The sequence below is a fragment of the Paenibacillus sp. FSL M8-0212 genome (assembly GCF_038004645.1).
Classification (GTDB): Bacteria; Bacillota; Bacilli; order Paenibacillales; family Paenibacillaceae; genus Paenibacillus.
This window is the reverse complement of record NZ_JBBORP010000001.1, coordinates 378,135-390,062: the sequence shown is the minus strand read 5'-3', so window position 1 is coordinate 390,062 and position 11,928 is coordinate 378,135. Positions and strand designations below refer to the sequence as shown.

Here is an 11,928-nt window from a genome sequence, read left to right as displayed (position 1 = left end):
GGAGGTAGAGCAAGATGGCTAAAAAAGCACCAGAAATGGAAGAGTACAAATATGGTTTTCGCGACGAGCACAAATCCATCTTTCAAACCGGTAAAGGTCTGACTGCAGAAGTGGTTACCGAGATTTCCAAGATTAAGAATGAACCGGATTGGATGTTGGAATTCCGTTTGAAATCCTTGAAACAATTCGAAAAGATGCCAATGCCGAAATGGGGCGGAGATCTCGACGGATTGGATTTCAATGAAATTCAGTACTACGTTCGTGCTTCTGAAAAACAAGGTAAAACATGGGAGGAAGTTCCTTCCGAAATCAAGGAAACCTTTGATAAATTGGGTATCCCTGAAGCAGAGCAAAAGTTCCTTGCAGGTGTATCGGCTCAGTATGAATCCGAGGTTGTATACCACAACATGCAAAAGGAATTGGAAGACCAAGGTGTAATCTTCATGGATACGGACACAGCTCTCAGAGAGCATCCGGAAATCCTGCGTGAATATTTTGCAACAGTTATTCCACCAGCAGATAACAAATTTGCTGCTTTAAATAGTGCGGTATGGTCCGGAGGAAGCTTCATCTACGTGCCTAAGGGCGTTAAATGTGAAGTGCCTCTGCAAGCCTACTTCCGGATTAACTCCGAGAATATGGGACAATTCGAGCGTACACTCATCATTGCGGACGAAGACAGCTTTGTTCACTATGTAGAGGGCTGTACAGCTCCGATCTACAGCACGAACTCACTGCACAGTGCGGTTGTTGAGATCATCTGTAAGAAAAATGCCCGTGTTCGTTACACAACGATTCAAAACTGGGCACCAAACATCTACAACCTCGTTACAAAACGTGCGGTTGCAGAAGAAAATGCAACAATGGAATGGGTCGATGGTAACATCGGTTCCAAACTGACAATGAAATATCCAGCGGTTGTACTGAAAGGCCGTGGAGCTAAAGGTTCCGTACTTTCCATCGCTGTTGCTGGTAAAAACCAGCACCAAGATGCAGGTGCGAAAATGATCCACTTGGCTCCGGATACAACATCTACGATTGTATCCAAGTCCATCAGTAAACATGGTGGTAAAGTAACGTACCGTGGTTTGGCTTCCTTTGGACGTCAAGCTGAGGGCGCGAAATCCAACATCAAGTGTGATACACTCATTCTCGATAATGAGTCCACATCGGATACCATTCCTTACAATGAAATCATGAATGATAACATCATGCTGGAGCATGAAGCTACAGTGTCCAAAGTGTCTGAGGATCAACTCTTCTACCTGATGAGCCGTGGTCTGACTGATGCAGAAGCAACACAGATGATCATCATGGGCTTCATTGAGCCATTCACGAAGGAATTGCCAATGGAATACGCCGTTGAGATGAATAGATTGATCAAGTTCGAAATGGAAGGCTCCATTGGTTAATCCAATGCAGCGCCATTCGAAGCCGTAAAGCTGAAGCTAGCTGCTGATGTTAAGCGGTAGATATAATTTCATGTGATCGAATACCCTCTAGAGCAGACTCTTTAAAAAGTCTTTCTAGGGGGTATTTTTATTCAAAAAATCTCGTGATAACAGCGTTCAGAAGGTTGTTCTGTCATTGGAGTGGCAAGTGAAAATGTTCTTTAGTTCAATTTGTATATTTACAAATGAATAGACCAGCGTTATTCTTCCATTAACGAATATTACATATATTTGAATAGATTCTAATATGAGGAGGTATATAATGCGAATAAGTATGGTTAAAAAAGGAGCAGCATTGGTATTGTCTGCTGTTGTTGCCTTTACGAGCTGGCCTTTATTTTTATCAACGGCGAGTGCAGCAGAAGGTGGAGCGATATCGGGTTCATTCAAGGTACTTAGTTACAATGTAGGTGGTCTTCCGGATCTGGTATCCAGTTCCAACCCCAAGGATTACACCGTTCAGATTTCCCCCAAATTAAATGACTATGACATTATTAATGTACAAGAGGATTTTAATTATCATAATGAGTTGATATCTCAAGTCACTCTGCCGTATCTGACGACGACAAGCGGAATTGCGGGTTTTGGTAGTGGGTTGAACAGTCTGTCCAAATATCCATTCCGTGACTTGAAGCGTATTACCTGGGATAAGCGATCCGGTCTTTTTGACAATGGAAGTGATGAATTGACTCCAAAAGGATTTACAGCAGCTACATATGAGATCACACCTCAGGTGAAAGTGGACGTGTACAACTTGCATGCGGACGCAGGGAGCGATGATAAATCGCTTGAGGCCAGACGAGATAATATCAGACAACTCTCCAATTACATCAAGGAGCACTCGGACGGGAACGCGGTTATCGTATTTGGGGATACCAATACACGGTACACCCGTGCCGCTGACAATATAGAGTTGCTCATGTCTGAGAATGGATTAAGAGATCCGTGGATCGATTTGATTCGTGGTGGAAGTATTCCCGCTGATGGGGATGCTCTTATGGATGCAACCAATATACATGGCCCGAACTATGAAATTGTCGACAAAATTATGTATCGCGGAAGTAAAGCGTTGTCCCTTAATGCACAGAGTTATCGTTTGGAAAATCAAACGTTTGTTGATCCGAGTGGGAAGCAACTCTCCGATCATTATCCGATTACAGCGGAATTCGTGTTCAACACATCTTCTCAGTACCAACTAAGTTCAACAATCGGAGGATCCGGGGGGACCGGGTTTAATGATCTAAATCATATTCCGGAGTCCAGACCTAGCTCAGTGGTGCTTAACTCAGGCAATCGTGTAGACGGCATTTCAACGTTGTACAGGGATGGAACGAATCTGAAACATGGTGGTCAATCAAACATTGCCACACTTAACTTGGCAGACGGAGAGTATTTAACTCAGGCAACCATTAGTCAGGGGACACGAAATGGAGATAAACGGATCTTTTACGTGGAGTTGTTGACCAATCTTGGAAATAAGATTGAAGGCGGACAAAAGACATCGGATCAAATTAAACTTGAAGCACCAGCAGGGTGGTATATAGCCGGATTTTATGGAAGAGCAGGACAGGAATTGGATCAGCTAGGGGTCATATACAGACCTCTGAATTAGGAGTGTATAGTGGTTGGAATTAAAACTTAGTATATGTAACTGATAGAGTAATCATAGTAGCATAGCGCCGCTTGGAATATACGTTGGAGAGAGACCATAAGGTTTCCCAAATGTATTCTGAGCGGTATTTTTGTGGAATAAAATAAGACCAATAGCACAAGCCATTTCATAGATTTAAGCATTTAATGATAGAAAAGGATGTGAGTGTATGAGCGTAAACCCTTTCGAGGGCTATCGGATTACAAGTTCATTCGGCTATCGAATTCATCCCATTCATGGTGGACAGACATTTCACCGCGGAATTGATCTCGTGACAGAGCCCTGGAATGGCCCCGTCTACGCCTTTATGGAAGGTAGGGTACGTTTTGCTTCCGAAGGAGTTACAGGCTCCGGATTCGGCGGTTACGGGCTTACCGTTGCTCTTCAAGATTATCGTGGCTACTTGCATTGTTATGCTCACCTTTCGCGAATTGCCGTAACCGTTGGGCAGCGGGTGAAGCGAGGCCAGCTTATCGGTAATCAGGGAAGCACGGGTCAGAGTACTGGCCCGCATGTACATTATGAGATTCGTAAAACAAGTGCACCATCTTACGGGTATACACCCAGCGATGATGGTGTGACGGAACCGGGTGCATATCTACAGGCCGAATACGGAACTGCATATCAGGAAGAGGAGGCTCCGCCGATGACCACTGAGCAGAAGAAAATGTTTGAAGCCATGCAGAAAACGCTGGAGATTCAAGGGGGATGGATTCAGCAACAGCAGCAACTTTCCAATATGGATTGTCCCGCATGGGCGCAGCAAGCATTTGATTATTATCGACCGTTTATTATGAACGACAAAGGCAGTTATGAATTTTGGAGATTACTTGTTATCATGTACCGCAAGGAAAAGGGCATCCAGGTTCATTCGGATTCCGACATATAGATCCCTGCAAAGAACAGGAATAGCAAAAGGATAATCCACTCAGGTAGATGCAGACAGACAACCATTTATCGAATGTTGCCTGTTCGCCCGGTTCATTCCACTGGAAACGTCATATGTTAGGGTATACCTGATGAAGAGGAGGCAATCACATGAGCGAAGTAGGATATGGCTGTGGTGGCAACGTAGGCGGAGTAGGCGGCGTTGGCGGATACAATATGTTCACAAACACTGGTGCAATCTTGGTACTGTTCATTCTGTTGGTTATCATCACAAAAGCATTCTGCGTGTAATCCAACATGATCGAATCGGAATAGACAAAAGGGAAGCCGATTACGGCTTCCCTTTGTCATATGCCAACCTCAGAGTTGGTTATTCAAGCTACTTCCTGTTTGTTGCTTCGTACGCATACTGTGTGCTGTGTAAAATGAACAGATAGGCTTGTTACATAATTACTGTACATAAATTTCAACGATAGCAATATCTCTTTCCTTCGCTAAATCGATAAAGGCCGTAGAGGTCTGAACGAGTGGTCGGAAATAATCCGCAGGATTATTCATGACAATGAGCCCCGTCTGACCTGTGGTGAGCAGAACCCTTTTACCGATAAAATTAGGGAGCATGTGCTTGATCAGTTCTTGCGTTGCTTCAGCATTTAACTGACCGAAGCTGAGGCTGTACAGTTCACACAGAACAGAGATCAGTTCCTGTTTGGTCTGGTACACCCGATTCGTCGTCATGGCGCTGTAAACGTCCGCTACAGCAGTTATACGGGCATATGGGTGGATCTCGTCTCCTCGCAGTCCATGAGGATAACCACTTCCATCCTCGCGCTCATGATGCTGAAGTGCAACCATTGCCAGAATTTCATCCTGCGTGGATTCTTTAATGATATCGTACCCATAGAATGTGTGTTTCTTCATTTCGTCAAATTCTTCCGTGGTCAATTTACCAGGTTTATGTAACATTTCAGAAGGAATCTTGGACTTGCCGATATCATGAAGATATCCTGCTTTGGCTACCGTTAGACATTCCTCGGGGTTGTAACCCATCCAGCCGGCGATATAAAAAGCGAGCATTCCGACTTGCAAGGAATGGTTGTACGTATAATCGCTATCCCCGTCCAGCATAAGCAACAAGGAGACAACATCTTTTTGTTTTTCCAACTGTTCTGTTAGGGTGAACAAAATCTCATCGACCTGTGTCTCATCAATAAAACCCTTCTCCATTGCTTGTTGAAATAGAGATTCAGTACCTTTGATCGTATCGTTAAACAAGTTAGTTAACAGACGGGTTTGATCGGAAGGTAAGGTTTGTGCATCAGAGTGTAGGTCGGATGTTGTGTGTTCTACATCTGCGTACTCGATTCCATGTTGCAACAGTTTGGATAGGTCATCTTCACTGAGGGTGGAACCTTTCATCAGCATGTGGAGACCCGAACTGTTGTATACATCATTTTTTAACAGGTCACCCGGTTTAAGATCAGTAACATGCACTCTCACGTATAAACCACCTTTTCTCGACTAATATCGACACATATGATTATAATAACAAGAAAAAAATGGGTTGACAACGACTTATTTACTATTAACCCACTCTGTCTAAAAGGTGTAAAGGCTCATTATTTAGTTCTTCATGGGGTTCCATGGTCCTAATTGATGTCCTTTCCATTCAGATCCATCTTCCCAAATTTCCTTTTTCCAGATCGGAACGGTCTGTTTGAGTCTCTCTATGGCGTAACGGCTTGCATCATAACAGTCGTTGCGATGAGGCGAGGAAACGGCAATGACTACACTAATCTCTGCCACATCCACTTTGCCGATTCGGTGACTGATTGCACATAACACACCAGGCCAGCGATCGGAGATTTCCACACCAATGGCCGCCATCTGAGAAAGAGCCATCGGCACATAGGCCTCGTATTCAAGATGCACGGTGCGCTGTTCACCGGTCATTTCACGAGTGGTACCTACAAAAGTAAGAGCTGCCCCGTGATTCGGGGTAATCACTAGTGCCGTTGTTGCTTCCACGGACAAGGTGGACTCTGTAATCAGAAATAAGCCATCTTCAGTCCGATGCTCTGGAATGGTAGAGGGATGCTTCTCATCGGATATATCCGTACCATCGCCTCCAGAGACGGGAGGAATCAACGCAAGTTCATCTTCTGAGCTAAGTATAGTATCGGCAGGAGCGTACTGCTGGTTAACTGCCAAAAAGGATGACTTTATCTGAGAAGCTGCTTCGGGGTAGGCCAGACTCAGTTTTTCTTTTAAATCGGCAGCGGTTGGAATGTCTCCAATGTACTCAAACTCCAGAAGGGATGTATTTAAACGTTCTGCAATGCCTGCAAATAGTTGAATTGTCAATTTCATAGATATGACTCACCTCTTTTTGATCTCTAAACCCTTTAAATATATCATAACGACGCGGAAAATGTTATGCTTATCCATTAGAAGAATGAACGTTTATTGAAGAGCAGGGGAGGCGGTGTGATGAGCACCAGGGAGAAGCAAACATTAACGATTCTGCACACCAATGACATCCATAGCCACTTCGGCTCCATGAGCACCATCGCCGCTATGATCAATGAGGAACGTGACCAAGGTGGCAACTTCCTTGTATTGGATATCGGCGATCATATGGACCGCATGGCCGTTGAAACAGAGGGAACACTGGGTACGGCTAATGTTGATGTTATTAACCTGACGGGCTACGATGCCATTACAATCGGTAACAATGAAGGACTAACCTTTACGCCTGATCAGCTCTCGCAGTCCTACGCTGGACTTCTGTGTCCTGTGGTATGCGGCAATGTTGTGGAGCAAGATACTGGCCTTGCGCCAGTGTGGATGAAACCTTCTCTGATTGTGGAGAAAGGTCCATTTCGCGTTGGCCTGCTGGGGGCAACGGCCCCTTTTACCACGTTTTACGAACTGCTCGGGTGGGATGTTCTGGACCCTGTGGAGTCACTAAGAGCACAAGTGGAAGCATTACGTGATGAAGTGGATGTGGTAGTTATTCTTTCACATCTGGGGCTTTCGACAGATCGGAGACTGGCGGAGCAGATTACTGGGATTGATGTTATTCTCGGTGGACATACCCATCATGTTCTCGAAGAACCATTAGTCATTGGTCAGACCGTGCTGGGCGCAGCTGGGAAATTTGGCCAATGGCTTGGGAAAGTGGTTCTGGAACGAACAAGTGTGGGAGAACCTCTTCAACTGGTAAGTAGCGGTTGTATGGCTGCCAAGAGTATAATGCTGGATGATCAGGTCGCGCTGGCAATCGCTACGAATCGTACGGAAGCCGAAAGGACACTCAATCAGACGGCAGTGATAACCGATCGGGTGCTGCCCATCGCGTATGACCGGGAATCCCCGTTTGCTACCTTGCTTGCACAAGCTGTTCGTCATTTCACGGGGGCACAGCTGTCTCTGGTGAATGCAGGTCAGCTTCTCGGAGAGCTTCCACAAGGTAATATTACAAAAGGAATGTTGCATTCCCTATGTCCATCTCCTATAAATGCTTGTACAATATGCTTGAGTGGAAGTCATATTCGTGAAGCACTTGAGCAGTCCTTGTTGGACGAGTTTTCAGGTAAGCCCATTGTGGGATTTGGTTTTCGTGGTCATATTCTAGGCACGTTATGTATGGACGGCATGGAAGTTCAATACAATCCAGATGCGCCAGCCTATGAGAAGATCCAGACCATATCCATCAATGGGGAGCCTATGGACGAACAATGTGAGTATATCGTTGGAACACTGGACATGTTTACGTTCAATGTGGGGTATCCTCCTCTGGCTCATGGAACCCGTACGCTCTATCATCTTCCGGAATTCATACGCGATTTGCTGGAAACGGAAATAAAACGACCAGGGGCTCTGGACGACAGCCTGCGAGCCCGCTGGCATCAAAGCTAATTTAAAGTACTTGCCTTCTGCTGAAGCGGCGGCTAGTGGTAATTACATCTACGGAGCGGGAGAGGATAGGCTGTGCGTTTAGTACATATAAACTTATTGCAGCCTGGCATGAAGCTGGGGAAACGTATTTATAGTGAAGAAGGCCTTGTATTACTTAGTGAGGATGTAGAGCTAACCAGTCGATTGATTGGACGCCTTAAGGATCTCGGGGTCGGTTATGTGTATATTAAAGATGCTGCGACAGAGGACATCATCGTTCCTGAAATGTTGCAGGAAGAGACCAGGAGGAAGGCACTGGTCGAGATCAAACAGCAATTTCAAAGTATGTCAGGACTGAAAACCAAAAATCAGATTCCTCATTTCGGTAAAGCGCTTAGTGGTGTGATGAATGCCATTCTGGAAGACATCGGCAGTCAGAAGGAAGCCATGATTATGCTGATGGACATGAACTCCAGTGATTTTGACCTGTATAACCATTCTCTGAATGTATGTGTGTACACACTGGTTCTTGGTGTCGCTTCGGGTTACACACGCCAGCAATTAATGGAGATTGGTCTGGGCGCTTTGTTGCATGATATCGGCAAAACACAGATTGCACCAGAAATCTTGCATAAACCCTCCAGATTGAGTGACGAGGAATTCAAAATCATTCAGCAGCACACTACATATGGACACCGTATTCTCAAAGATGAACCAGGCATACCGCTTCTATCTGCGCATTGTGCACTGCAGCACCATGAACGAATTGATGGCAGTGGATACCCCTTTGGTTTGAAAGACAAGGAAATTCATGAATATGCCAAATGGATTGCACTTGCTGATTCGTATGATGCCATGACAACGAATCGGGTGTACAAGCAAGCCTTGCTGCCCCATCAGGCAGTAGAGGTGTTGTATACAGGTTCAGGAACCCTCTATGAACAACGGATGCTGGAGAAGTTCAGGGATTGTGTCGCGATATACCCAGTAGGTATTTCAGTCAAGCTCAGTACGGGAGAAGTTGGGGTAGTTGCATCAATTCATTCACGTGTTCCTCAACGTCCGCTTATCCGTGTTCTAAAAGATGCGGACGGCCAGACTTTATCTTCGCCTTATGAAATTAACCTGCTGACTGCTCTGTCTGTGATGATCACAGGTGTAGAGGGTGTGGAGGATACACCTTCAGCGGCTCAAAGTGAACAGGTGGAAAGCTGAACTACTTGAAAGATGATTAGCGCTCATGTCGTAATATCCGGGCCGTTTCGTAATGCGGTCCAGAGTTGCCTGAGCGTTTTTTTGTCATGTAATGGACAGGGTCTACGTATGCCGGAGCATTCAAAATTGTGCTATGATAAAAGATAACTCCAAAAAGAGAAACACAAGGTATGATGTAAATAAAACTTTTTAGGTTAATAAAAGGAATAAGGTGAAGAACAATGACCATGCTAAACTCAGGATCGGTACAACCGATGCCTTTATCGCCAACGAATGATCCGTGGGATCCGATCGGCTCTCTGCGTACATATGGACGCCATGTGCTGACCAGTGTAGAAATGACCGTGACACATCTGTGCAATATGAGGTGTGAGCATTGTGCCGTGGGAGATATGCTTACGATGCGTGAAGCGCCGGCTCTTCCGCTCCCTCTGATGCTGAAACGATTGGATGAAGTAGAGCATCTGCAGACGATTAGTCTGACGGGTGGCGAGCCAAGCTTTAGCCAGAAAACAGTGGATGAGATGATTATCCCACTGCTCAAATATGCCAAGGAACGTGGAATACGTTCCCAGATCAATTCGAATTTAACGCTGGATATCAGCCGGTATGAGCAACTTTTACCTTATCTGGACGTTATGCATATCTCGTTCAACTATCTGAATGCTGACGATTTCCATCAAGTTGGATTTGCCAATAGTGGCAGACCTGTAAAACGTGAAGTAGCGGTGAAGATGTATGAGAAAATGATTGAAAATTCACGCAAACTGAGTGAAGCAGGCATGTTTATCTCTGCGGAGTCGATGATTAACTTCCGTACGCACGACAAGCTGGATGGTATTCATCAATTGATTCGTGAGATGGGCTGTGTTCGTCATGAAGTGCATCCGATGTATAACTCGAACTTTGCTTCGTCGTTGCCAGTGTTATCACTGGACCATATGAGAGCAGCGATTCATCGTTTGCTTGATGTGCGTGACAAGGATATGTGGATGCTCTTCGGTACCTTGCCATTCTTCGCGTGCAGTGCAGCAGAGCAGGATCGGGAACTGATCAATCGTTTATACAGCGAACCAAATGTGACGGTACGTAACGATCCGGACGGACGCAACCGCGTTAACGTCAACATGTTCACGGGTAATGTGTATGTGACGGATTTTGCGGATATCCCGGCGTTTGGCAACATTCGTGATCGTAAACTGGATGATGTGTTCCATGAATGGTCAGCTGAACATCCGTTGAATCAAACAGTCAATTGCCATTGCGATATTGCATCCTGTTGCGGACCAAACCTGCTAGTGGCAGATATGTATTACAAGGGTGTGGATTTCAAATCAAGAAAGGCAATCACACGTTGATATTCCAGGTGTATTCCTGAAATAGATAGAAAAGGGGAGTTTCAACTTGGATATTCATACCGAATTTCATCTTGGGCAGCTGGTATTTAATCTGGTCTGTGTCTTTTTGCTCGTATTTTTGAATGGCGTATTTGTCGCAGCGGAATTTTCCCTTGTGAAAGTAAGGCAGACACGCTTAACTCAATTGCAGAGTGAAGGAAATCGTATGGCTGGTTACGCTCTGAAGGTGAATAGTAAACTGGATTCCTATCTATCGGCAACTCAGTTCGGGATTACGCTGACATCGCTTGGACTCGGGTGGCTGGGAGAACCGGCCATCTCCGAATTGCTCGTTGAGCCACTCATGTTTAAACTTGGTGTAGGAGATACAGGGCTTATTTCGACCGTGTCGGTCATTATCGGTTTTTGTATCATTACGTTTCTGCATATTGTGCTGGGTGAGCTTGCACCTAAATCGTTAGCTATTCAAAAAACAGACGGAGTTGCTTTGTTCTTATCTGCACCCTTGCTGTTGTTCTACAAAATTTTCTTCCCGTTCATCTGGGTATTGAATGTATCGGCCAATGCATTGCTGCGTCTGGCAGGTATCGAACCTGCCAGTGAAGGAGAAGCTCACTCGGAAGATGAACTTCGAATTCTGATGAAGCAGAGTGCCAAAAGTGGTGTCATCGATAAAGATGAGATCAAACTGATGGATAACATCTTTGATTTCTCCGACATGCTGGCACGTGAAGTGATGCTGCCACGTACAGACATGGATTGTCTGTACACGCATATGTCTTTGGAAGAGAACCTGGAGATCATCAACGCAACCAAACATTCCCGGTATCCCGTAGCAGTAGAAGACAAGGATGAGATCATTGGATTTATACACATCACCGATCTGTTGCTGGCTAAACTGGAGCAACAACATGATCTGGCTTCACTCGTCCGTCCAATCTTAAACGTTCCTGAATCCATGGAAATCAGCCATGTGCTGCGTCTGATGCAGAAGAAACATTCTCAGATGACGCTGGTTGTGGATGAATATGGCGGCACAGCTGGATTGCTGACTGCGGAAGAAATTCTGGAAGAGATCGTTGGAGACTTGTATGACGAGTTTGAGGATGAGCGTCCGCATATGGAACGCAGTGGAGATTCATTTTCCATTGATGGTCGTTCGCTTATTGAAGAAGTTCACAAGTGGACCGGAGCCATCATTGAGGATGAAGAAGTGGATACCATCGGCGGATGGTTGTTTAAAGAGCTTGGGGGCAATCCAACCAAGGGAAAAACGCAAGAGCTGAATGGGTACGTTTTTGAAGTGGAAGAATCCACTCGCTTGCGAATTACCCGGGTTCGAGTGTACAAGCAATCTGTCCCTCAAGACATGAATTCGGAAGAAAAACCAGCAGAATAGAACTCGTTGCAGGAGCAAGATAAGACGAGCAAAAGTATGAAATGACGCAGATTACGAAAATCTGCC

The 11,928-nt window shown here is 45.3% G+C and carries 10 protein-coding genes; 8 read left to right on the top strand and 2 right to left on the bottom strand.

What is annotated here, in order from left to right:
• Positions 1-14 precede the first annotated feature (14 nt).
• The 4 genes from sufB to MKX68_RS01650 all read left to right on the top strand — a co-directional run bounded on the left by sufB (position 15) and on the right by MKX68_RS01650 (position 4,281).
• Entirely contained in the window at positions 15-1,412 is a 1,398-nt protein-coding gene (gene sufB, locus MKX68_RS01665) for a Fe-S cluster assembly protein SufB (protein ID WP_076209130.1), read from the top strand.
• A 301-nt stretch (positions 1,413-1,713) separates the two neighbouring features.
• Positions 1,714-3,063 (top strand): jacalin-like lectin, encoded by a 1,350-nt coding sequence (locus MKX68_RS01660; RefSeq protein WP_340908604.1) that lies wholly within the window; start codon positions 1,714-1,716, stop codon positions 3,061-3,063.
• Positions 3,064-3,271: 208 nt separating this feature from the next.
• Positions 3,272-3,991 (top strand): M23 family metallopeptidase, encoded by a 720-nt coding sequence (locus MKX68_RS01655; protein WP_340908602.1) that lies wholly within the window; start codon positions 3,272-3,274, stop codon positions 3,989-3,991.
• 149 nt (positions 3,992-4,140) lie between these two features.
• Complete coding sequence (locus MKX68_RS01650; RefSeq protein ID WP_017689533.1) at positions 4,141-4,281, top strand: hypothetical protein; 141 nt, start codon at positions 4,141-4,143, stop codon at positions 4,279-4,281.
• A gap of 159 nt (positions 4,282-4,440) precedes the next feature.
• Here the strand turns inward: MKX68_RS01650 and MKX68_RS01645 are convergent, their stop codons facing one another.
• Entirely contained in the window at positions 4,441-5,490 is a 1,050-nt protein-coding gene (locus MKX68_RS01645) for an HD-GYP domain-containing protein (RefSeq protein WP_338593265.1), read from the bottom strand.
• A 123-nt stretch (positions 5,491-5,613) separates the two neighbouring features.
• Positions 5,614-6,360 (bottom strand): molybdenum cofactor biosynthesis protein, encoded by a 747-nt coding sequence (locus MKX68_RS01640; protein ID WP_340908600.1) that lies wholly within the window; start codon positions 6,358-6,360, stop codon positions 5,614-5,616.
• Between the two features lie 120 nt (positions 6,361-6,480).
• Between MKX68_RS01640 and MKX68_RS01635 the strand changes: the two genes are divergently transcribed.
• The 4 genes from MKX68_RS01635 (at position 6,481) to MKX68_RS01620 (ending at position 11,862) form a co-directional block, all read left to right on the top strand.
• Complete coding sequence (locus MKX68_RS01635; RefSeq protein WP_340908597.1) at positions 6,481-7,911, top strand: bifunctional metallophosphatase/5'-nucleotidase; 1,431 nt, start codon at positions 6,481-6,483, stop codon at positions 7,909-7,911.
• A gap of 72 nt (positions 7,912-7,983) precedes the next feature.
• A complete protein-coding gene (locus tag MKX68_RS01630; protein WP_124113809.1) occupies positions 7,984-9,105 on the top strand; it encodes an HD-GYP domain-containing protein in 1,122 nt (373 codons plus the stop codon).
• A gap of 221 nt (positions 9,106-9,326) precedes the next feature.
• A complete protein-coding gene (gene yfkAB, locus MKX68_RS01625) occupies positions 9,327-10,463 on the top strand; it encodes a radical SAM/CxCxxxxC motif protein YfkAB (protein WP_091032604.1) in 1,137 nt (378 codons plus the stop codon).
• A 46-nt stretch (positions 10,464-10,509) separates the two neighbouring features.
• Positions 10,510-11,862: a hemolysin family protein gene (locus MKX68_RS01620; protein ID WP_340908593.1), complete on the top strand. Its 1,353-nt coding sequence runs from the start codon at positions 10,510-10,512 to the stop codon at positions 11,860-11,862.
• Positions 11,863-11,928: the final 66 nt, after the last annotated feature.

What these genes read in the sequence shown, in the direction of transcription:
- yfkAB (WP_091032604.1), top strand. Translation starts at nt 9,327, where the DNA reads ATGACCATGCTAAACTCAGGATCGGTACAACCGATGCCTTTATCGCCA.
- sufB (WP_076209130.1), top strand. Translation starts at nt 15, where the DNA reads ATGGCTAAAAAAGCACCAGAAATGGAAGAGTACAAATATGGTTTTCGC.
- MKX68_RS01635 (WP_340908597.1), top strand. Translation starts at nt 6,481, where the DNA reads ATGAGCACCAGGGAGAAGCAAACATTAACGATTCTGCACACCAATGAC.
- MKX68_RS01640 (WP_340908600.1), bottom strand. Translation starts at nt 6,360, where the DNA reads ATGAAATTGACAATTCAACTATTTGCAGGCATTGCAGAACGTTTAAAT.
- MKX68_RS01660 (WP_340908604.1), top strand. Translation starts at nt 1,714, where the DNA reads ATGCGAATAAGTATGGTTAAAAAAGGAGCAGCATTGGTATTGTCTGCT.
- MKX68_RS01655 (WP_340908602.1), top strand. Translation starts at nt 3,272, where the DNA reads ATGAGCGTAAACCCTTTCGAGGGCTATCGGATTACAAGTTCATTCGGC.
- MKX68_RS01650 (WP_017689533.1), top strand. Translation starts at nt 4,141, where the DNA reads ATGAGCGAAGTAGGATATGGCTGTGGTGGCAACGTAGGCGGAGTAGGC.